The sequence below is a fragment of the Rhodococcus sp. T2V genome, assembly GCF_029269925.1.
GTDB classification, from domain to species: domain Bacteria; phylum Actinomycetota; class Actinomycetes; order Mycobacteriales; family Mycobacteriaceae; genus Rhodococcus_F; species Rhodococcus_F koreensis.
The window spans coordinates 46,693-67,415 of sequence record NZ_JARJBD010000055.1 but is presented as its reverse complement, the minus strand read 5'-3'; the positions used below and the strand labels follow the sequence as shown (position 1 = coordinate 67,415).

The 20,723-nt window shown below is 63.8% G+C and carries 18 protein-coding genes; 7 read left to right on the top strand and 11 right to left on the bottom strand.

Annotated elements, in window-relative coordinates; all coding sequences use genetic code 11:
• The first annotated feature begins 238 nt into the window (after positions 1-238).
• A complete protein-coding gene (locus P3H15_RS34565; RefSeq protein ID WP_276141373.1) occupies positions 239-1,750 on the top strand; it encodes a PucR family transcriptional regulator in 1,512 nt (503 codons plus the stop codon).
• Positions 1,751-1,762: 12 nt separating this feature from the next.
• Here the strand turns inward: P3H15_RS34565 and P3H15_RS34560 are convergent, their stop codons facing one another.
• The 3 genes from P3H15_RS34560 to P3H15_RS34550 form a co-directional block, all read right to left on the bottom strand.
• The gene (locus P3H15_RS34560; protein ID WP_276141372.1) at positions 1,763-2,722 is read right to left on the bottom strand and encodes a PDR/VanB family oxidoreductase; all 960 of its coding nucleotides are present in this window, start codon (positions 2,720-2,722) and stop codon (positions 1,763-1,765) included.
• Between the two features lie 17 nt (positions 2,723-2,739).
• Positions 2,740-2,979 carry a hypothetical protein gene (locus tag P3H15_RS34555; protein WP_276141371.1) on the bottom strand — a complete coding sequence of 80 codons (240 nt, stop codon included), beginning with the start codon at positions 2,977-2,979 and terminating at the stop codon, positions 2,740-2,742.
• Positions 2,980-3,211: 232 nt separating this feature from the next.
• A complete protein-coding gene (locus P3H15_RS34550; RefSeq protein WP_276141370.1) occupies positions 3,212-4,264 on the bottom strand; it encodes an aromatic ring-hydroxylating dioxygenase subunit alpha in 1,053 nt (350 codons plus the stop codon).
• A 214-nt stretch (positions 4,265-4,478) separates the two neighbouring features.
• On the opposite strand from P3H15_RS34550, the gene P3H15_RS34545 reads away from it, so the two are divergent.
• The 5 genes from P3H15_RS34545 (at position 4,479) to P3H15_RS34525 (ending at position 11,209) form a co-directional block, all read left to right on the top strand.
• Complete coding sequence (locus P3H15_RS34545; RefSeq protein WP_276141369.1) at positions 4,479-6,005, top strand: cytosine permease; 1,527 nt, start codon at positions 4,479-4,481, stop codon at positions 6,003-6,005.
• A gap of 310 nt (positions 6,006-6,315) precedes the next feature.
• The gene (locus P3H15_RS34540; protein WP_276141368.1) at positions 6,316-7,242 is read left to right on the top strand and encodes a LysR family transcriptional regulator; all 927 of its coding nucleotides are present in this window, start codon (positions 6,316-6,318) and stop codon (positions 7,240-7,242) included.
• 213 nt (positions 7,243-7,455) lie between these two features.
• Positions 7,456-8,286 carry a hypothetical protein gene (locus P3H15_RS34535; protein ID WP_276141367.1) on the top strand — a complete coding sequence of 277 codons (831 nt, stop codon included), beginning with the start codon at positions 7,456-7,458 and terminating at the stop codon, positions 8,284-8,286.
• A gap of 132 nt (positions 8,287-8,418) precedes the next feature.
• The gene (locus P3H15_RS34530; RefSeq protein WP_276141366.1) at positions 8,419-9,888 is read left to right on the top strand and encodes an aromatic amino acid ammonia-lyase; all 1,470 of its coding nucleotides are present in this window, start codon (positions 8,419-8,421) and stop codon (positions 9,886-9,888) included.
• Positions 9,881-11,209, top strand: coding sequence for an MFS transporter (locus tag P3H15_RS34525; RefSeq protein WP_276141365.1), 1,329 nt, complete (start codon positions 9,881-9,883; stop codon positions 11,207-11,209). The genes P3H15_RS34530 and P3H15_RS34525 overlap by 8 nt, the downstream gene beginning before the upstream one ends.
• Before the next feature lies 1 nt (position 11,210).
• Here the strand turns inward: P3H15_RS34525 and P3H15_RS34520 are convergent, their stop codons facing one another.
• The 8 genes from P3H15_RS34520 to P3H15_RS34485 form a co-directional block, all read right to left on the bottom strand.
• On the bottom strand, positions 11,211-11,819 hold the full coding sequence (locus P3H15_RS34520; protein ID WP_276141364.1) for a hypothetical protein: 609 nt from the start codon (positions 11,817-11,819) through the stop codon (positions 11,211-11,213).
• On the bottom strand, positions 11,816-12,478 hold the full coding sequence (locus P3H15_RS34515) for a TetR/AcrR family transcriptional regulator (RefSeq protein WP_276141363.1): 663 nt from the start codon (positions 12,476-12,478) through the stop codon (positions 11,816-11,818). The genes P3H15_RS34520 and P3H15_RS34515 overlap by 4 nt, the downstream gene beginning before the upstream one ends.
• A gap of 89 nt (positions 12,479-12,567) precedes the next feature.
• Complete coding sequence (locus P3H15_RS34510; RefSeq protein ID WP_276141362.1) at positions 12,568-13,710, bottom strand: acyl-CoA dehydrogenase family protein; 1,143 nt, start codon at positions 13,708-13,710, stop codon at positions 12,568-12,570.
• Positions 13,711-13,722: 12 nt separating this feature from the next.
• Positions 13,723-14,916: an acyl-CoA dehydrogenase family protein gene (locus tag P3H15_RS34505; protein ID WP_276141361.1), complete on the bottom strand. Its 1,194-nt coding sequence runs from the start codon at positions 14,914-14,916 to the stop codon at positions 13,723-13,725.
• An 11-nt stretch (positions 14,917-14,927) separates the two neighbouring features.
• Positions 14,928-16,607 (bottom strand): class I adenylate-forming enzyme family protein, encoded by a 1,680-nt coding sequence (locus P3H15_RS34500; protein WP_276141360.1) that lies wholly within the window; start codon positions 16,605-16,607, stop codon positions 14,928-14,930.
• Positions 16,608-16,632: 25 nt separating this feature from the next.
• Positions 16,633-17,367, bottom strand: a complete 735-nt coding sequence (locus P3H15_RS34495; protein WP_276141359.1) for an SDR family NAD(P)-dependent oxidoreductase — start codon at positions 17,365-17,367, stop codon at positions 16,633-16,635.
• Between the two features lie 29 nt (positions 17,368-17,396).
• On the bottom strand, positions 17,397-18,191 hold the full coding sequence (locus P3H15_RS34490; protein WP_276141358.1) for an enoyl-CoA hydratase-related protein: 795 nt from the start codon (positions 18,189-18,191) through the stop codon (positions 17,397-17,399).
• A 123-nt stretch (positions 18,192-18,314) separates the two neighbouring features.
• Complete coding sequence (locus P3H15_RS34485; protein ID WP_276141357.1) at positions 18,315-19,466, bottom strand: acyl-CoA dehydrogenase family protein; 1,152 nt, start codon at positions 19,464-19,466, stop codon at positions 18,315-18,317.
• 153 nt (positions 19,467-19,619) lie between these two features.
• On the opposite strand from P3H15_RS34485, the gene P3H15_RS34480 reads away from it, so the two are divergent.
• Complete coding sequence (locus P3H15_RS34480; RefSeq protein ID WP_276141356.1) at positions 19,620-20,570, top strand: hypothetical protein; 951 nt, start codon at positions 19,620-19,622, stop codon at positions 20,568-20,570.
• Positions 20,571-20,723 lie beyond the last annotated feature (153 nt).

Below are 20,723 nucleotides of genomic sequence, written 5' to 3'. Positions count from 1 at the left end.
ACACAGGGACAGTCTCGAGCATCCAACCACCAATATTTGGCAGACACGCTCTAGGTCGGGCCTCCGAGTCAGGCAGTTCTCCGACCGATCGCAGGTTTCGTTGGAGATCGGACCGCGCGAACGAGGTCTGCCTGCTGAAGGCCCGCCTCAACCGTCGCATCGGCACAGGATAGGCGCTATCGAACTGTGCACATGAACGGCACTTGAAATCCCCGCTGTATGAGTGCACACTTCCGCGATGGCCGTCTACGTGCACGAGTTCGTCGCCTCACCGGAGTTACATCTCATTCCTCTGAACAGCGCATCGACCAGCGGCGATCAGAACCCGGTCACCTGGGTTTCGACAACGGAACTCGACGACCCCTCCCAGTTTCTGCGCGGCGGGGAGGTTGTCCTCACAACCGGCGTCCATCATGAGAGTGCGGCACAACGAGAAGAGTTCGTGGCACGGCTGGCCTCCGTCCCGATCTCGGGCCTGGGCTTTGCAACAGGGCTAGTGCACAAAAGTGTGCCGCCGGAAGTGATAGCCGCCGCCGACGCTGCAGGACTCGCTCTCTTCGAGGTGCCACTTTCCACCCCATTCATCGCCATCAGCCGATGGTTTGCCGATCGCCTCTTCGAAGAAAAATACGACCTCATACGGCAGGTCACCTTCGCGCAGAAGGAATTGACCAGTGCACTGGTAAACGACCTCGGGCTGACATCTCTAGTCCGGAAACTGCGCGAGATCCTCGGCGCGCCTGTCGCGGTTATCGACGTACACGGTCAGGTCCTCGCAAGCCATCCTGCACGCAAGAAGTGGCCGGCCATCACGGAGCTCCGATCGATTGCCATCGAACAAGCCGATCATGAACTGCCCGGTGCTGAGCCTCTGACCTCAGCCGCCGTGGAGATCGAGGGCGTTGTGGTCGCGTATCTCTGTGCTGCGACGTCTCCCGAGCGCAGTCCAGTCATCCCATTCGCTATCAGTCTCATCGGATTGGAACTCGCACGTCGCCAGGCGGTATTGACCGGGAACCGAGAAATGCTGGGGCAGGTGCTCGAAGACATCATCTCCGAGCACCTACCTCCGTCGGAAGCCGTCCGACGTCTTGCCCTCCACGGACTCGACGTCGACTCGAGTTTCCGAGTACTGATCGGCCGAGTGGACTGCAGCACCGTGCGGCTGCGCCGGGTGCCGTGGAATGTGCTCGATTTGACCGGCGAGCATTCCAGCGAGCAATTCGCGGCGTTGATCGGCGAGGCTGTGGTCGTGATCAGCCCCGAAGATCGCGATCCCGCGGAGTCCTCGACTGCCTTGTTCGAAGCCCTCTCCCAGTTGGGGCCGAACGCTGCGGTAGGCGTCAGTGGAGTGCACCGAGGAGTGCATGGTCTGCGGATCGGACATTTCGAAGCCGGCACGGCCGTTGCGCGTGGTCCCGGTCAGCACGGTCAGACGAACGTCGAACCGCTGACACTTGCGGGGTTGCTGTTGAGCAATTCGACCGTCCCTGTGCGCGACATAGCAATGCACACCCTTGCGCCGCTGATCGACTACGACAACAGCCGCAACGGAGACTTGATCAAGACGCTGAAGGTGTACCTGGAGACCGATTGCTCCCCCAGTCGCGCGGCGCGGCTGCTCTTCATCCACCGAAACGGCATGCAGTACCGGCTCGAGCGGATCGCTGAACTGACCGGGCGCAATCTCGCATCGTTCGATGATCGTGCTCACTTGTGGTTGGCCCTGTCCGCCATGGAGATGCCCTGAGTCAGGGCTTCCTCAGATATCGAGAACCAGTTTCGCTCCTCGGGATCGGCCGACGCAGATCATCATGGTGTCGTTGGCTTCCCGCTCGGCGTCGCTGAGCAGGGAGTCCCGGTGTTCTGGTATGCCGCCAAGGACCTTGGTTTCGCAGGTCCCGCAGATACCCTCGAGACAGCTGGTGTCTGGCGTGATTCCGGCTTCCTCGAGCGCTTCCACGATGCTCGACTCGGGTCGAACATGGACGGTGATTCCCGAGCGAGCGGCCTCCACTTCGAAGCCCGACCGGGGTGCACTGTCACTGGAGTCTGCTTTCGGAGCGAATCGCTCGACCACCAGACTGCCTTTCGGCCAATGCGCCGAGGCCCGTGTGACCGCGTCCAGCATCGGGGTCGGCCCGCAGCAATAGATCCGGGTCTCGGGCTGTGGTTCTCGCAAAATTGCTTCGAGGGGCAGCATGCCGTGGGCGTCTTGCGGGGTAATCCTCACCCGTTCGGACACTTCAGATCCTGATTTCTCGTCCAGCGCTGCTAGTTCAGACACGAATGCCATCTTCGACAGACTGCGTCCGCCGTACCAGAGTTGCCATTGAGCCTTCGCCCCTGTCGCCTGGCGGATCATCGGCATGATGGGTGTGATGCCGATACCTCCTGCGAGAAACAAGTATCTATCGGCAGCGCGGAACTCAAAGTTGTTTCGCGGCCCGGCCGCGCGCAGCAGATCACCCGGCCGGATGCTGTCGTGAACCGCGGCGGAACCACCTCGGCCGCCGGCGACCCGCAGCACCGCGATACGCCATGGCGCACCCGCCTTGGAATCGCCACACAGTGAATACTGCCGCACCAGTCCACCGGGCAGGTGAAGATCGATGTGGTCGCCCGGTGACCAGGTCGGGAGTGGACGGTGATCGGCGGACTCGAATTGTGCTGATACGACGCCGTCGGCCTCCCATCGAAGCTGCAGTACCCGCAGCGTCAACGGCTCGTCTGATTTTGTCATGGGACCCACCTGAGATCAGCGCCGACTTTGCGGCGCAGGCGAAATCGCGCGATCCTGACGTTCGCGAGATCAGCCGAAACCAATTCGATGAGCGACGGGTCGTCACCTTCGAGGATCAAGGCGTCTCCGGGCCCGATGCGTCGTCCGCCCTCGAAGACGAGGCCCGTGATACCGACAAGAATCCACATCTCTTGCTGCGGCCGATCGAAACACATCGTTCCTACAGCGTCGATCATGTCGACCTCCGCAGCAATGTCACGTCGATGATGGCGTAGACGCAGGTGCCGATTCGCTCCCCACTCGAGCAGGGGACCTTCCACTATCCGGACCGCGACGTCGGCCCCTGCGCGTCCACTCGGAGCGAACTGTGATTGCCTCCGTATGTGGAGATCCCACAGCCAGGGCTCGGGCCTGCGGCTGTCGGGACTGGCCGCGATCTCCGCTCCGCTGTCCACTGGGCGGTGCACCTCACGCGTCAACAGCAGCCGCATGCCGATCCCGCTTCGGTTCAGTGAGTTCGGCATCGAGCAGTTGCTGCATCATCCGCCGTGCTCGTGCAACTCCGGCGTCCTGGGCGATCAGCACGTCATTGCTACTGGCATGGCCTTCGGTCAACATCCGTTCCTGCTTTGCCAATGCGTCCGCATCCTCGGCAAGTACCTGGCTCAATGAACTCCGCATCAGTGCGTTGATGTCGTCGTCGCCCAGGGCGAAGTCACGGAAGTTGCCGTAGAAGTACCATGTGGAGTTCTCGGTCGCGGGGGTGATCGCATTGAGTACTTCGATGTGGTAGCCGGACTCTCGCGAGGCGCCGGGAGATGTGACACCACAATGGATGACATGCAGGGACGGCAGTCTGAATTCGGTTGTGTGCCATCGATCCATTGGCGGCTGAACTCCCATCGCGGTGACGTACAGATCGGACGGGTGACAATTGGGCATGAACCGGTCGACCACTACCGCGTCCTTGGCCACCTCCACCGTGATGCCGTTTTCGTACACCGCGTCGTCGCCGATCGATGTCTCGTGAATGAACGCCTCATGGGTGAGATCGAGGAGATTGTCATGGACCAGCGACGATCGACAGTCGTACAAGTGAGTGAACGTCACGCCGTCCCACTCCGGCGCGGTGAGCCACGGCGTATCGGGTATCGATCCGGGGTCCGCCGCACCCTCGCCGGCAGTGTCTCCCGGCCAGATCCAGATCCATCCGTTCCTGAGCACGACGGGAAACCTGCGAACACGTGCTTTCGCCGGCACGGTCTTCTGTCCGGGCACGCGCTGGCAGACGCCATCGCTATCGTATTCGAAGCCGTGGTAACCACATCGAATCCTGCCCTCCACCAGCCGACCGGACGACAGCGGGTACTGCCTGTGTGCACAGGCGTCGGCCAACGCCACCACCTCGTCACCTGATCTGAACAAAACGATCGCTTCGCCGCAGATCATGCGCTGAAGCGGTTTCCCGGCGCTGACCTCGTGGCTCCAGCCTGCGACGTACCACGCGTTCTTGATAAACATTCGACCTCCAATTCGGGCGTCTCTGCGACGTTAAGCAAGAGCGGAAGCGAACACACTATGCAGATATCCAGAGATAGTCACAACCGCCGTTCAATTGCATAGTGACCTGCGCCGCACAGCCGGGGAGGGTGTGAGACGACAGCGAAGGACCGTGGTCTTTCCACACATCTCGATGCACCCTTGACTGGAGGGGTGCGCAGCAGAAGGGCAGCTCATGACAGACCATCGACCCTCGACCGAGGCGACCCTCACGGTCGAGCGGCGCACGATAGACGTGATTCCCGACAACGAACGGCATGGAACTGCGCGCAGCCAATTCACCCTGTGGTTCGGCGCGAACATGCAGATCACCGCAATCGTGGACGGCGCTCTCGCGGTCATCTTCGGAGCAGACGCCATCTGGGCGATTGTCGGATTGCTCATCGGGAACCTCCTCGGGGGCGCAGTGATGGCATTGCACTCAGCACAAGGCCCCAGGCTGGGTCTACCTCAAATGATTTCGAGCAGGGCCCAGTTCGGTGTCCTCGGAGCATCAGTTCCGCTGATCCTGGTTGTGCTGCTGTGCCTTGGATTCGCGGCCACCGGAACGGTGCTCGCCGGCCAAGCTGTCAACGCACTCCTGCATATCGACGACCCCACCGTCGGGATCATCCTCTTCGGGGCGTTCACCGCGATCGTCGCGATCACCGGTTACAAGCTCATCCACATCATCGGCAGGATCGCCACCGTAGTCGGAATCGTCGGCTTCAGCTATCTCGCGATCCGCCTGTTCGCAAACTACGACGTCGCTGCTGTCGTCGGAGTCAAGTCGTTCGACGTCGCCACCTTCCTGCTCGCCATCTCGCTGAGCGCCGGATGGCAACTGACCTTCGGACCCTACGTCGCGGACTATTCGCGATACCTACCACGAACAACCAGCGAACGAACCACGTTCTGGTCCACCTTTGCCGGAAGCGTCATCGGCTCACAATGGTCAATGACCTTCGGCGCACTGATCGCAGCAGTGGTCGGCCCCACCTTCATCAGCAATCAGGTCGGTTTCATCGGAACACTCGCCGGCCCGGCGACAGTCGCGATGTTGATGTACTTCGTGATCATCGTGGGAAAGCTGACCGTCAACTGCCTCAACGCCTACTGCGGATTCATGTCGATCATCACCGCAGTCACCGCTTTCACGGGCCAAACCCGCATCTCCAGACTCACACGCATCCTGTTCATCACCTCCTTCACCGCCACCTCGGTGGTGATCGCTCTCTTCGCCAGCGCCGATTTCCTGAACAACTTCAAGAACTTCGTCCTTCTACTGTTGACGGTTTTCGTGCCATGGAGTGCGATCAATCTGATCGACTACTACCTCATATCCAAAGAGCGCGTCGATATTCCGGCCCTGTACGACAAAGCGGGCCGCTACGGCAAGTGGAACATGACCGCACTGACCTGCTACCTGGTCGGTGTCGTCGTCCAGATCCCCTTCCTCGCGCAATCGCTGTACACAGGTCCGGTGACGGAACTGCTCGGCGGGGCCGACATCTCATGGATCGTCTCACTGCTGGTCACAGGACTGGTGTACTACCCGGCCGCCCGCCGGACCAGCAACCCACCTGCGCACATGATCTACCCCGCCGACCTGACCATGGTCGCCGAGAAGCCCCGCGACGAAACCCCAACTCCAACGGTCGCCGCCACCGGGCCCGACTTCGCCGCCACAAGCGGCGCCGGCTCACCTGACCTCTCACAATAGGCCTGCAACGGGTCATGACACCCAGCTGGTACTCAATGCCGATTGTGAAAGCCGATGTTCCACAACAACAATGCACATCCGCGCCCATCAACATTGGGCCCCCACCAACCTGCACCCACGAGCAGCACTGCCGTCACAGACGGCGAGGACGATATCCGGCAGTATCGGCGGTGGCGGCGTCGCCGTGCGGCACTCGCATGCAAGCCCTGCACACTCCGGCAGGGAGACCTTCGGATGGGCGATAGTAGCAACCTCCATCCAGCGCGATCATCAAGCCGCTGCTGCTCGGTGCACTAACTAGACTCACGGTATGAAGAAGTCGCTGTGGAGTTCGATTGAGTTGCGGCACTTCATCGCGCTTGCCGAGGTCGGGAGAACGGGCTCGTTCACAGCTGCTGCCACGTCGCTCGGCTACACCCAGTCCGCGGTCAGTCAGCAGATAAAGCGATTGGAAACTGTTGTTGGACAGCAGCTGGTAGAGCGTTCGGGTGGTGCACAACCAGTCGCGCTGACTACCGCGGGACAAGTACTCGTCTCACATGCCGAAGCGATCGAGGCACGTCTGGCCAGTGCGGAAGCAGATCTCCAAGCGCTGAGAGACGGAGTCGCCGGGCACCTGAGACTCGGAAGTTACGAAAGTGTCGGCGCACGAATTCTCCCGCACGCGCTGAAAGAATTTTCGACCCAGTGGCCGCATATCCAAGTTGTACTCGAAGAGCACGACGACGACGAGATACTTCTCAGCCACGTCGAACGCGGTGAACTCGATCTGACCTTCATGGTGTTCCCTCTGATCCCCGGGCCGTTTTCAGCCACGGAACTGCTCGAAGATCCCTACGTTCTCGTTGTCTCTGATGATTCACCGCTGTTGCACGAGACCCTGCCCCTTCGACTCGATCGCCTGTCCGAGTTGCCACTGGCCACCTACGGTGAACTGCGTGATGTCCACGGTATCGCCGCGCGACTCGGGCGTCCAAGTTTGAGCAGGCAGGTGATATTCCGAAGCAACGACAACGGGACGATTCTCGGCATGGCCGCCCAGGGACTGGCCGTTGCCGTGATGCCCCAGCTCTCAGTGGACCCGTACCAGCCAGGAATAAAGGTCCTCGAACTGGAACGCGTGAGTCCTCGTATTGTCGGGATTGCCTGGCACAATGGTCGCCGCGTCACGCCGGCAATGAAGGCCTTCATCGACGTGGCAACCACCATCGCGGCGCAAGTCAAATCGAGACGTTAACCGAAACGCCCGCTGGTGCGGCCCGCCCCGGGGAGACGCGTGCACACGTCCTTCGGCCGCAATACCCCATGACCGGCCGTATTTGGATTCTTTCGACTTTCCCTGAGAAGAATCAGTAATGGGGGTCAGTAAAATTCGTCGCTTGCGCCACGTGACGGGCATCACCAATCATTAGCTGGCAAGCACGAATCCAGTTCTTAGAAAGGTGACTTGATGTCCCGTGAGATGCTGTCGGCAACTGACGAAGCAGAAAAGGTCTCCGAATTCATCGACCTGAATCGCTATCCAATTCACCGACTCGAGACTCCTGAGGGCCGGGGCCTGCTCGAGAAATGCCAACAGGAATTGCGCACTCGTGGCGCATGCCAGCTGCACGGATTCCTCCGTCCGTATGCGGTCGAGCGCCTCGTTGCCGAGGCCCTCGGTAAGGCTGACTCCGCATACCGGACCGATGACACGCACAACGTCTATTTCGAGACAATCCCCGACTCGGTCGCCGACGACGACCCGAGGGGCATGCGGCAGCATTCCTCCAAACTCACGATCGCCTGGGATCGCGTCGACCAGGACTCCCCCCTGCGCGCCGTCTACAACTGGGATGCCCTGACCAACTTCATCGGGCAAGCCCTCGAGATGCCCCAGTTCTACCGCTACGACGACTCGCTGGGAGCCTGCTCGGTAGCGTTGTTCGAGAAAGGCGATGAGCTGGGTTGGCACTTCGACCGATCCCACTTCGCCGTGACGCTGATGCTCCAGCCCACCGATGCCGGCGGTGAGTACGAGTACTTCCACATGCTGCGGACACCCGGGGACGAGAACGAGCAGGGCGTTGTCAGTCGCCTCAGGGGATCGAGTGAGGGCGTCATCAGACTCGCGAACGAACCCGGAACGCTCAGCCTCTTCCGGGGCCGCTACTCCATGCATCGCGTCAAGCCGGTACTCGGCGAGACAACACGAGTGAACGCAGTGCTGGCGTACTCGGAAAAGCCGGATGACAAACTCAACTCACTCACTCAAAGCTTGTTCTACGGACGAACAACCTAAACTTCCGAATATCGACGCATCAAATGGGGCTCGGAATTGCGCCGAGGAATGAATCCACAGTGCAATTCCGGGCCCTTCAGCATCCGAGTTGGGCATTCAGCACGAATCATCTCTCCTCGTAGGAGTATCCCCGTGAAAATTCTAGAAGTTTCCAACACTCTGGGCTGCCAGAAAGTCACCGGCGCGGAGATCTTGGAACTCGCGTCAGGGGAGATGTCACTCCCCCCTGTCGACTCCGTCGCTCTCGATCTGGTGTATCAATCCTGGAAGACCGCCGGCCGAGCCGCTCACCGCCGACAGGTCTACGGCCGCACCACCGGCGTCGGCGCGAACCGAGATACCCAGGTCGAACAGCAGATCGACCAAGACTCGAGACTGCTCCGCAGCCACGCGACCGGAGCGGGCGAGTTCGTACCCCATGGCACTGTGCGCGCCGCGATGCTCGTCCGCCTCAACCAGTTGCTCGCAGGCGGATCTGGAATGCACCCCGCCATTATCGATGCACTGGTGGCATCACTCGACAGCGATGACCTACCTCGCGTACACGCGAGTAGCTCGATCGGCACCGGCGATCTCAGCCAATTCGCCGAGATCGGGCTCGGTCTGATCGGCGAAGCCGCTCTGGAGAGCGGACGAGTCCACACACTGTGGACTCCCAGCGTCGGCGACGCACTGGCGCTCATCTCGACCAACGCCATGGGTATCGCGCGCGGCCTTCTGGCGAACCAACTGTTCGAGCGATGGCTCGACCACTGCCAAGCAACCGCCTGCCTTGCGTTGATTGCGACGCAAGGGTCAGCTGAGCCATTCGCCGACCAGGTCCACCAAGCCCGCCCACAACCCGGCCAGGCAGAGGTGGCAGCAGACATTCGTCACCTCTTGCGCGGACACCACTGGCACCCGAAGCGCGTTCAAGACTCATACGGATTCCGGGCCCTGCCCCAGGTGCTCGGTTCCGCCCGGAACGCGTTGAACGCGTATTCGACCACGCTGAACATCGAACTCAACTCCGCCGCCGAGAACCCACTCGTCAGCGCCGTCGACGACGACGTCTTCCACAACGCCAACTTCCACGCCTTGCCGCTGGCTGCGGCATGTGATCACAGCAAGTTGGCACTCGCCAGTGCGGCACAACTGTCCGGCCGGCGACTTGCGAACCTCACCGAACCGGCAATCACCGGCTTACCGCCCTTCCTTGCCGGCGGACCGCCGGGCAGTAGCGGCATCATGTTGCTCGAGTACATCGGCGCCGCAGCCCTCTCGCGACTCAGATCGGCCGCCTTCCCCGCGACACTCGGGACCACCGTGATCTCACGAGGAACCGAAGACCACGCAAGTTTCGGATCACAAGCGACCGACCAACTCCACGATTGCATCTCGGCCGCCAACGAGGTACTCGCGTGCGAGCTCCAAGCCGCCGTACGGGCACTGAGCTTGAGTAAGGTGTCGCTGGATTCGAGCACGCCACTTGGCTCCTATTTCCTGCGCGCACGCCATCACCTGAACTCCAGCATGGTCGACCGGCCGCTGGGAGACGATCACGCAGCTGCTGTTACGTTCTTGCGGCAGCCCGCCGGCCTGAAAGGCAACACTGATGTCTAACTCTGCAGCGACGGCTGGATTGGGCCAAGAGCCTCTCGCAACAACACCTTTGGATCAGATTCCCTTCAACCGGTTTCATGCCAAGATCACCGCAATGACTTTTGGGGCGAACTTCTCCGACGGTTACGCCTTGGGAATGATCGGCGCTGTCCTGCCGAGCGTCAGCGCAGGACTCGGTCTCACCTCGTTCTGGGAGGGGATGATCGCGAGTTCGGCGCTCATTGGGCTGTTCTTCGGCAGTTTGATCCTAGGGCGCGTCGGAGACATCATCGGTCGCCAGCGCCTGTACGTTCTGAATTTCGCACTCATCGCAGTCGTGTCAGTCCTGCAACTGTGGTCACCAGGGGTCGTAGCTCTCTTCATTCTTCGCGTACTCATCGGATTCGGCCTCGGCGCCGATTACGCAGTGGGCCCGACGCTGATGTCCGAATTCGCGCCACGCAAACAGCGCGGCGCAATGCTTGCCTCGCTCACAGTGGCGTGGACCGTCGGGTACGTCGCCGCGAATGTTCTGGGAACGTACCTCAACTCCGGACCGGATTCATGGCGGTGGCTGCTGGCAAGCGGCACCATTCCGGCCGTAATCGTACTGATCGTTCGCATTGGAACGCCGGAGTCTCCGGGTTGGCTGATCAGCCAGGGCCGGACGGACGAAGCACGCAGCATCGTTCGCCGCTATTTCAACGTCGAACTCGATCCTCAGGATTTCAAGGCGGAGTCGACGTCAGCGCGCTTCAGCGAATTGTTCACAGCGGGCAATAGGACGCGCACCTGGTTCGGCGTTCTGTTCTTCAGCGCGCTGGTCCTGCCGTACTTTGCGATTTACACCTTCGTTCCCACCATCCTGTCGGATCTGAAGGTTCAGGATGCCGATCTTCAGTACCTCGTACTCAACTTGTTCCTTCTGGCCGGCGGAATCGCTGGTATTTGGTTCGTCGCCAAGATGCCCCGGCGCTCATTCACTATTTGGTCGTTCTTCATACTCGCAGTGTCGCTGATCGCACTTGGCGCTTCGAGCACGGCATCCGCGATGGTCATGATGATCCCGTTTGTCATTTACACCTTCGTGATGTCCGCCGCCTCCAATATCACCCAGGTCTATCCTCCGGAACTCTTTCCAACACAACTGCGCGCATCCGGTGTCGGGCTACTCAACGGGCTGAGCCGAATAGCATCCGCAATTGGAACATTCGCCCTTCCGCTCAGCCTCACCAGCTGGGGAATTCCGATCACCATGTACTGGCTGGCAGGTGTGCTCCTGCTCGGCATGTTCGGAACACTCCTCTGGGCCCCCGAAACCAAGACCGAACACCTCGTTTGAGTCAATGAGGCTCGTCGACGATCGTGGTGACGATCGACGTGACCGCCGGGGTCCGCGGGGTGGAGCCGAACCCGAATCGCACCGGCGGATCGACCGGTGTCAGAACGCCGAGGTTCTCGCCGCACCAGGTGGCGGACATTCCGGCCAGCCGCCGCTGGTCGACGGCGCCGTAGAACTCGCGACGCCCGTTGCCCGCGGTGCCACGGGTGCGCACACCGCGGAGAACGACGCGGGCGATCGGGTCAGTGACCGAGCAGAACCACGGCGCACCCGCGACGGTCCGCGGCACCCGATTCAGCAGGTGTCCGAGCGGGGTGCGGGCCCCGACTTCGAACCGCACGTGCAGGTCGCCGGCCCGGACCGTCCGACTGTCGCCGTATCGCGTGTAGCGGACGGGCGTGATCACCGTCCGGTCGAAGGTGTACGTCGCGGTGACGAAATCGCGGACCGCGTCCGACGGTGCGAGGAGCACGCGATGACCGTCAGCGTGTTCGACCATCACGTCGGTGAACTCACCGAGCGGCGACCGGGACCAGTGGCCGACGACGATGCGGACTCCCGACCCGGTGCCCAGGCCGGTGATCTCACCGTCGAAACGCCATCGGGTCATTCGGTCAGGTGCCGGTACGCTGCGGCGCTCCGATCCGACAGGACGGTGCGGAGAATGAATCGTGTTTGCGCCGTGATGTATTGGTCGACGGTGTAGCGGGACGCGAAATGCCAGTGCTTGAGCGCCCACCCGTGCGCGAGCATCATCATGTCGAACGTCGTCAGGTCGACGTCGAGGTCGCCGGCGATTCCGGATGCGATCGCGGCTTCGAGGGCATCGTGGAGCGGTGTGGACGTCGCCACCTCGAGTTCCTTGATCCGCTCGCGCCCGTCCTGGTCGAGGGTCCGGCTCTCCCGGTAGGTGAGCACGACGGCGTCCAGGTTCTCGTCGACGATCTCGACGAACCGCCGGAACCCGGCGGCCAGCCGCTCGATGGGGTCGGTTCCCGCGGCATCCATCGCGGGCTCGAGCTGATCACGGAACGCGTCGAGGATGTCGACGATCGTGGCGAGGAGGATGTCTTCCTTGCCGCCGAAGTACTTGTAGATCAGTCCCACGCTCACCTGCGCCTCGTCGGCGAGCGCCTGCATGGACATCTGATGGAACCCGGTCCGCTGCATCACCGTGACGGCGGCGTCGAGCACCTGACGTCGACGCGAGCTGACGCGGACGGCACGGACCGCCTCGTCGAGTGGAAGGGCGGACGTGTCCTTCGCCATGACAGATGACCTCTCCTTGGTGGCAGAACCTGCGGTGAATGGGTATTCACAGTATCCCGCGCGGGACCGGAACCACAGTCCGGTCCGGGTCAGATACCGAGATCCTTCGCGACGATCGTCTTCATGATCTCGGTGGTGCCGCCGTAGATGGTCTGGATCCGCGCGTCGACGAACGCGCGCGCCACTGCATATTCGCGCATGTAGCCGTATCCGCCGTGGAGTTGCAGGCACCGGTCGGCGACGCGGACCTGCAGTTCGGTGGTCCACCACTTGAGCCGCGCCGCACGGGCCGCGGTCAGGTCTCCGCGGACGTGCTGACGGATGCAGTCGTCGAGGTAGGTGCGGGCCAGGTCGAGTTCCGTGGCCAGTTCCGCGAGAACGAATTGGGTGTTCTGGAATCCGGCGATCGGCTGCCCGAAGGCGCTGCGCTCCTTCACGTACGCCAGGGTCTGTTCGAGGACTCCTTCGGCGGCCGCGACGGCGCCGACGGACAGGGACAGCCGCTCCTGCGGCAGGTTGTGGACGAGCTGATAGAAGCCCTGCCCCTCCTCCCCGAGCAGGTTGGCCACCGGAACGCGCATGTCGGTGAACGTGAGCTCGCTGGTGTCCTGAGCGTGCAGCCCGATCTTCTCCAGGTTGCGGCCACGGGAGAACCCGGGCGTGTCCGACTCGACGACGAGCAGCGACAGCCCCTTGTGCTTGTCCGGCGACGTGCGCACGGCGACGACGAAGAGCGTGCCGTTCTGGCCGTTGGAGATGAACGTCTTGCTGCCGTTCACCACGTAGTGGTCGCCGTCGCGGACCGCCGTGGTGCGGATGCCGGTGAGGTCGCTGCCGGTGCCGGGCTCAGTCATCGCGATCCCGAGGACGGTCTCCCCGGTGACGGTTCCCGGAAGCCAGCGGGCCTTCTGTTCCTCCGTCGTCATGTCCGTCAGGTACGGCAGCACGACGTCGTTCTGCAGGGAGAACGCGATACCCGCGGCGGCGGCGCCCGCCCGGTTGACCTCGTCGACGACGATCGCGTTGTAGCGGAAGTCCTCGACGCCGGGACCTCCGTACGCCTCGGGGACCGGGAAGCCGAGCAGCCCCTGCTTACCCGCTTCGGTGAACAGTGCCGGGTCGAGACAGCTTTCGCTCTCCCACTGCTCGTGCCGCGGGACGATCCGCTCGCGAACGAAGCTGCGGACGCTGTCCCGGAACTGCTGGTGCTCGGATTCGTATTCGATGGTCATGGTGTTCGTCTCCTATCCGCGGAACGCGTTCTCGCCGGTGAAGGCCTGCCCGAGAACCAGCTGATGCATCTCGGGTGTCCCCTCGTAGGTCAGGACCGATTCGAGGTTGACCATGTGCCGGATGGCGGGGAACTCCAAGGAGATTCCGTTGCCGCCCAGGATGGTGCGCGCCGTGCGGCAGATCTCGATGGCCTCACGCGTGTTGTTGAGTTTGCCGAAGCTGACCTGGTCCGGTCGCAGGCCGGCCGTGTCCTTCAGCCTGCCGAGGTGCAGCGACAACAGCTGCCCCTTGTGCAGTTCCACCGCCATGTCGGCCAGCTTGGCCTGCGTGAGCTGGAATCCGCCGATGGGCCGTCCGAACTGGGCACGGTCCTTCGAGTACTGCAGGGCGGCCTCCCACGCGGACCGCGCCGCACCCATCGCACCCCACACGATGCCGTAGCGCGCCTCGGACAGGCTGCTGAGCGGGGCGCGCACCCCGCGGGCGCCGGGGAGCATCGCCGATTCGGGCAGTCGCACGTCGTCCAGCACCAGTTCGCTGGTGACCGAGGCGCGCAACGACATCTTGTGCTTGATCAGGGGCGCGCTGAAACCCGGGGCGTCGGTCGGAACGATGAATCCGCGGATCCCGTCGTCGGTGGCCGCCCACACCACCGCGACGTCGGCGATGCTGCCGTTGGTGATCCACATCTTGCGGCCGCTGAGGATCCAGTCCGAGCCGTCCCGCTTGGCACGCGTCGACATCGACGCGGGGTCGGAGCCGGCGTCCGGTTCGGTGAGACCGAAGCAGCCGATGATCTCGCCCGCCGCCATGCCGGGCAGCCACTGATTCTTCTGCTCCTCGGAACCGTTGTTCCAGATCGAGAACATCGCGAGGGAGCCCTGCACCGACACGAGGGAGCGGATGCCGGAGTCGCAGGCCTCGAGTTCGAGGCAGGCGAGGCCGTAGTGGACGGCCGACGATCCGCCGCACCCGTAGCCCTCGAGGTGCATCCCGAGGACGCCGAGTTTCCCGAATTCCTTCGCCAGTTCGCGGGCTCCCGGCAGTTCGCCGGCCTCGAACCAGTCGGCGACGTGCGGTGTGACGTGCTCGGCGCAGAATTTCCGGACGGTGTCGCGCACGGCGAGTTCGTCGTCCGAGTACAGCGAGTCGATGTCGAGTGGGTCGACGGCACTGAAGGGCCGCGGATGGGAATGGGTGGTCATGACGGTGTCCTTTACGAGCCGATGGTCTGGGATCCGCGGGCGGCCGGCGTGACGAATGCCCCGCTCTCGAACTCCCTGCGCGCGGTGTCGGTTGCCTTGTAGTGCAGCTTCTTTCCCGTCGCCGACACGGGAAGCGACTCCACGAAGCGGTACGCACGGGGGCGTTTGAACTGCGACAGCATCGGGTGTCTGCGACAGAAGTCGTCCAGTTCTTCGGCGGACGGGACCGGTGCGGTGGCGACGACGTACGCGACGACGACCTGCCCCCACTTGTCGTCCGGAACACCGACGACGAGCGAATCCGTCACCGACGCGTGCTCGTTCAGTGCTTCCTCGATCTGCACCGGGTGGACGTTCTCGCCGCCGGACAGGAGCATGTCGTCCTTGCGTCCGACGATCGTCACGAACTCCTTCTCGTCCCAGGTGGCGAGGTCGCCGATGTGCAGCCAGCCGTTCCGGAACTTCTGCTTCTCCTGCTCCGGGGCATCGAAATAGGCGTTGGCACCTTTCGGGGAGCGGACGATGACCTCACCGATCTCGGTTCCGTCCTTCGCGACCGTCTCGTGCGCGTCGGCGAGGCGGTCGTCGAACAACTTGACCACGGCGACGTCGTCGTCGATGCAGGCCCGCCCCGCGGACCCGGCCATGTCCGGCAGATCGGTGGGACGCAGGAAGGTGTTCCAGAAACCTTCGGTGCTGCCGTAGCCGTTGAAAATGCGCGGATTCAGCACCTTCTGGTAGTGCAGCGCCGCCTCCCGCTCGAGGGGCGCACCCATCGTGACGATGCCTTTCAGGGTGGACAGGTCGCGGGGCCTGTTCTCCTGGGCACGCGCGAGCATCGCCAGGTTGGTCGGGGCGCCGATCAGGAACGTCAGCCCGTACTCCTCGACGTGGTCGAGCGTGACGTCGGCGTCGAAGCTGCGCAGCGCCACCAGCGACGCACCGAGATAGAACGTGGGATTCGGCCCGGCACAGTACAACCCACCGCGGTGGAACCACGGCGTCATGTTCAGCGTCTTGTCTTCCGCCGTCAGCGGGAAGTGCATGATCACGTCGTGGGCGCTGAAGATCTCGATCATGCTGTTGAGCGGGACGCCCTTCGGCATGCCGGTCGTTCCCGACGTGAACAGCCGGGTGGTCTCGTCCCACACCGTGCGAGTCACGTCCGGCGGCGACGCCGACTCGGCGACGAGGTCGTCGAACCGGATCACCTCGAAGCCGTTCCCCGGCAGTGGCTCTCCCGGACCGACGGCCACGACGAGCGCGGGCTTGTGCGTGGAGCGCGCCAGCGCGTCCCGCACCATCTCGCCGATCTCGGTGTCGTAGACGAACACCGTGGGACGGTTCGCGTCGAGGATGAACGCCGTCTCGCCGGACGCGAGGCGGAAGTTCATCGGCGATCCGACTGCCCCGCAGGCCTGCCCGGCCAGGTACAGCTGGGCGAACTCGGGGCCGTTGAACAACTGGTAGGCCACGACGTCGCCGGGACCCACACCGGCGCGGGCGAGGCCGGTGGCGAGCCGGTCGACCCGGTCGCCGAGTTCGGCGTACGTCCAGCTCTCGCCGGTCGACGGGGACTGCATCGCGAGTCGATCGGCGTACCGGTGCGTGTTGCGCCGGAAGCCGTTCAGATAGGTGAAGTCGTGCTCGAAGTACTGACGATAGGCGTGGGCATCGTATGTGTACGTCATGATGAGTCCTCCGTCCCGGCGCCGGTCAGCCGGCCATGGTGAGGCCACCGCTGACGCTGATCACCTGGCCGGTGATGAACGATGCGGATTCGGACGCGAGGAACACGACCGGCGCCGCAACCTCTTCCGGGCGTGCGAGCCTGCGGAACGGAATAGCCTTGACCAGAGCCTCTTTCAGCTTCTCCGCCTGCGCCTGGAACAGCGGCGTGTCGGTCGGGCCGGGGCACACGCAGTTGACGTTGATCGCGTGCCGGGCCATCTCCCGTGCCAGCGACTTCGACAGGGCGATCACACCGCCCTTCGCGCCCGCGTAGATGCTCTCCCCCGCACTGCCGACACGGCCGGCATCGCTCGCGAGGTTGACGACTCGCCCACCGTTACCCGCGTCCACCATGCCGGGGAGGAAGGCGCTGCACATGTGCACGGGGCCGAGGTAGTTGATGGCGACGACCTTCTCGGCGAATGCGGTGGTGGCGTTGAGGAACTGGTCGGTGCGATCCCATCCCGCCGCGTTGACGAGGATGTTCGCGACCCCCACCTCGGCCGTCACCCGGTCCCGCAGGGCGTCGACCTGCGTCCGGTCGGCGACGTCGACGGTCATCGGAAAAAGCAGGTCGGGCCGTTCCGCCGCGGTCTTCTCCGCGGCCTGCGGGTCGAGGTCGGCGACGACCACCCGGTCGCCCTGCTCGGCGAGTGCGAGCGCGATGGCGCGGCCGATGCCGGATCCCGCGCCGGTGACCACTGCGATGTTGTTGCTCATGGTGTTTCCCCTTCCCGTGTGTGTCGGACTCAGGCGTTCACGTACTTGGCGAACTCGGGCTTGCGCTTCTCCGCGAACGCCGTCGCCCCCTCGAGACCCTCGGGTGAATGCGTGAACAGGTCGAGCGCAGACATCGCGAGGTTGCTCAGTCCGGCCTGGTGGTCGGTGTCGGCGTTGAACGACTGCTTCAGGAAACGCAGGGTGGTGGGGCTCTTCTCGGCGATCTCCGCGGCGACGGCCTTCGCTTCGTCGAGCAACCGGTCCGCGGGGACGACCCAGTTGACCAGTCCCCAGCGTTCGGCGGTGACGGCGTCGTACTGACGGCAGAGGTACCAGATCTCGCGGGCCCGCTTCTCACCGACGACTCGCGCCAGGAACGCCGATCCGAAGCCCGCGTCGAACGAGCCCACACGTGGTCCCGCCTGGCCGAACTTCGCGGTCTCGGACGCGATGGTGAGGTCGCAGAGAACGTGCAGCACGTGGCCGCCGCCGACGGCGATGCCGTTGACTGCCGCGATGACGGGCTTGGGGACGTCGCGGATGAGTTTGTGCAGGTTGCCGATCTCGAACATGCCGCTCTCGGTGGGGCCGTAGTCGCCGGTCTCCGCTCGCTGCTTGACGTCGCCGCCCGTGCAGAACGCCTTCTCCCCCGCACCGGTGAGGATGATCGCCTGCACCGTGTCGTCGGCCCATGCCGAGCGGAACGCCTTGATCAGTTCCTCGACGGTCTTGCCGCGGAATGCGTTGTAGCGCGCGGGGCGGTTGATCGTGACGACCGCCGCCGGGCCGTCGACCTCGTAGGTGATGTCTTCGTAGTCGGTCACGGTGATTCCTTTCCGGGAAGCCGGTAATGAGAGTTGGTTCAAATATTGTGAACCATTGTTCGGCAAAAATGAACGTACATTCACTGCACGGAGTGTGTCAAGGGTCACGCAGCCCCGCGACCGCTAGAGGAAGGCGCTGACCCCGGTCTCCGCCCGGCCGATCAGCAACTTCTGGATCTGGCTCGTGCCCTCGTACAGCGTCATCACCCGCGCATCGCGCATGTACTTGGCGACGGGGTACTCGTCGACGTAGCCGTACCCACCGAACAGCTGGATCGCGTTGTTGGCGGCACGAACCGCAGCCTCACTGCAGAAGTACTTCGCCTTCGACGCGGCTGTCCCGAACGGCTCCCCACGCTCGATCAGGTCGGCCGCCCGCCAGGTGAGCAGCCTCCCGGCGTCGGCGTCGACGGACATGTCGGCGATCAGGTCCTGCACGAGTTGGAACGACGCGAGCGGACGGTCGAACTGCGTGCGCTCACGGGCGTAGTCGACGGCCGCATCGAGGCAGCCCTGGATGATCCCCACACATCCGGCGCCCACCGAGACGCGCCCCTTGTCCAGCGAGTGCATCGCGATCGAGAAGCCCTGCCCCTCCGATCCGAGGAGGCAACTCGCCGGCACCCGCACGTCGGTGAACGACAACTCGGCGGTCGCCTGCCCGCGGAGACCGAGCTTTCCGTGGATCTCGCGGGATTCGAAACCGGGGGTGTCCGTCGGGACCAGGAAAGCCGAAACACCCTTGGGCCCCGGCCCTCCGGTGCGCGCGAACACCAGACACACCTTGGCCCACGTGCCGTTGGTGATGAAGATCTTGGAACCGTTGATGACGTACTCGTCGCCGCTGCGCACCGCCTTGGTCTTCAGATGTCCGGGGTCCGACCCGTTGTCGGGCTCGGTGAGACCGAAACAGGCGAGCGCCTCACCGGACGCAATGCGGGGCAGCCATTCATGTTTCTGCTCCTCGGTGCCGTGCGAGAGGATCACCTTCCCCACCAGCCCCATCGATACCGACACGATGCCCCGGACCGCGGAGTCCGCCCGGCCGAGTTCCTCCATCCCGAGGCAGTACGTGATGTAGTCGCCGCCCAGCCCGCCGTACTCCTCGGGAATGGTCATGCCGAAGAAGCCGATGTCGGCGAGTTTCCCGACGATCGCGGTGTCTACCGATTCGACGCGATCCCATTCGGCGCGGTGCGGGACGACCTCCTTGTTCAGGAAGTCGCGGGCCAGCTGCCGGAACTCCTTCTGCTCCTCGGTCAGTGTCAGGTCCATGGAATGCTCCTCGATGCCGTGATGAATGCACGATCATTAGATTTGAGCGACTGCTCACAACGAGTGAAGCATTATTCATTTTGGTGGGGGCGTCAACCCTCGGCGGCCTGGAAGCGCTGGCCCGGCGCCATGTCGCCTGGGTAGGCTCGGGACATGCCGGTCACCTGGTCGGACGACGTCGACGAGGTCATCCGCGACGACCTCACAAGCGGGTTCGCGTACGTCACGCCCGCGGGAGGCGCGGTGGTGGCCGCGGTGGCGCCGTTCGGGCTGCGGGACCGCGAACGGGGCACCGTCGGATTCACCACCTCGCTGGGATTCGGCCGCAAGCTCGAGCGCATCAAGGCGGAACCGCGGGTCGCGCTCGCCTTCCACGCGCGCGAACACGGAATCGGCGACGGCACCAGCCGGCGCTACGTGCTCGTGCAGGGTGACGCGACGTTCGATCCCAGCCCCGACCGGGATCTCCTCGACGCACTCGGCGAGCGCTCGGCCCCCTATGTGGGAGCGCCGCGGCGTGGCCGATTCTGGGACCGCTGGCTCAGCGCGTATTACACCGACCGGGTGCTGGTGACGGTCGCGGTGACACGGGTGACCGCCTGGCCCGACCTGCGCGCGACCGGCGAGCCCGAGGTCTACGGCGCACCGCTCCCCGACGGCGACGTGGCGCCGCAGGCGCCGCCGAAGAAGGGCACTGCGCCACGGGTGGATGCGGTGAAGACCGGTGAGCGCGCCCGGAAGCTGCCGCACGTGCTGCTCGCCTACCGCGAGGCGGACGGCTATCCGACCGTCGTACCGGTCGACGTGAACTCGGCGAGCAGCGAGGGCGTGCGTCTGACGGTCCCCGCCGGGGTGCCGCAGGGCGGCCGCCGCGCCGGCCTGCTCGCCCACGCGTACCGGCCCCAGCTCGTCGGCCTCGAGTCGCGTCAGAACACCGGCTGGATCGAGGTCACCGGCACCGAGGCGGTGTACGCACCGCACACGCAGGCCGGGTTCACTGCGCCGCCGAACAAGACGATCCTGCTCCTGGCCAACGGATTCATGGCCCGCCGCGGCCTCGCGAAGGCCCGGAAGGAAGGCCGAACGCAGGCCCTGGGCCGATGAGCCCGACGGCGCCGCGGTTCGCATAGCGACTCGGTCCGTTCACGTGGTTCACCGCCGCCGGGTCGGCCACGGTATTCTCAGCTGAACCGAACCTTCGGTCGGCTCCTGTGGACGACGGCGCACCGATGCGGTGGAGTTCTGCACCTGGAAGGA

What these genes read in the sequence shown, in the direction of transcription:
- P3H15_RS34520 (WP_276141364.1), bottom strand. Translation starts at nt 11,819, where the DNA reads ATGACCCGATGGCGTTTCGACGGTGAGATCACCGGCCTGGGCACCGGG.
- P3H15_RS34565 (WP_276141373.1), top strand. Translation starts at nt 239, where the DNA reads ATGGCCGTCTACGTGCACGAGTTCGTCGCCTCACCGGAGTTACATCTC.
- P3H15_RS34510 (WP_276141362.1), bottom strand. Translation starts at nt 13,710, where the DNA reads ATGACCATCGAATACGAATCCGAGCACCAGCAGTTCCGGGACAGCGTC.
- P3H15_RS34485 (WP_276141357.1), bottom strand. Translation starts at nt 19,466, where the DNA reads ATGGACCTGACACTGACCGAGGAGCAGAAGGAGTTCCGGCAGCTGGCC.
- P3H15_RS34495 (WP_276141359.1), bottom strand. Translation starts at nt 17,367, where the DNA reads ATGAGCAACAACATCGCAGTGGTCACCGGCGCGGGATCCGGCATCGGC.
- P3H15_RS34525 (WP_276141365.1), top strand. Translation starts at nt 9,881, where the DNA reads ATGTCTAACTCTGCAGCGACGGCTGGATTGGGCCAAGAGCCTCTCGCA.
- P3H15_RS34550 (WP_276141370.1), bottom strand. Translation starts at nt 4,264, where the DNA reads ATGTTTATCAAGAACGCGTGGTACGTCGCAGGCTGGAGCCACGAGGTC.
- P3H15_RS34500 (WP_276141360.1), bottom strand. Translation starts at nt 16,607, where the DNA reads ATGACGTACACATACGATGCCCACGCCTATCGTCAGTACTTCGAGCAC.
- P3H15_RS34555 (WP_276141371.1), bottom strand. Translation starts at nt 2,979, where the DNA reads ATGATCGACGCTGTAGGAACGATGTGTTTCGATCGGCCGCAGCAAGAG.
- P3H15_RS34540 (WP_276141368.1), top strand. Translation starts at nt 6,316, where the DNA reads ATGAAGAAGTCGCTGTGGAGTTCGATTGAGTTGCGGCACTTCATCGCG.
- P3H15_RS34545 (WP_276141369.1), top strand. Translation starts at nt 4,479, where the DNA reads ATGACAGACCATCGACCCTCGACCGAGGCGACCCTCACGGTCGAGCGG.
- P3H15_RS34480 (WP_276141356.1), top strand. Translation starts at nt 19,620, where the DNA reads ATGCCGGTCACCTGGTCGGACGACGTCGACGAGGTCATCCGCGACGAC.
- P3H15_RS34515 (WP_276141363.1), bottom strand. Translation starts at nt 12,478, where the DNA reads ATGGCGAAGGACACGTCCGCCCTTCCACTCGACGAGGCGGTCCGTGCC.
- P3H15_RS34535 (WP_276141367.1), top strand. Translation starts at nt 7,456, where the DNA reads ATGTCCCGTGAGATGCTGTCGGCAACTGACGAAGCAGAAAAGGTCTCC.
- P3H15_RS34505 (WP_276141361.1), bottom strand. Translation starts at nt 14,916, where the DNA reads ATGACCACCCATTCCCATCCGCGGCCCTTCAGTGCCGTCGACCCACTC.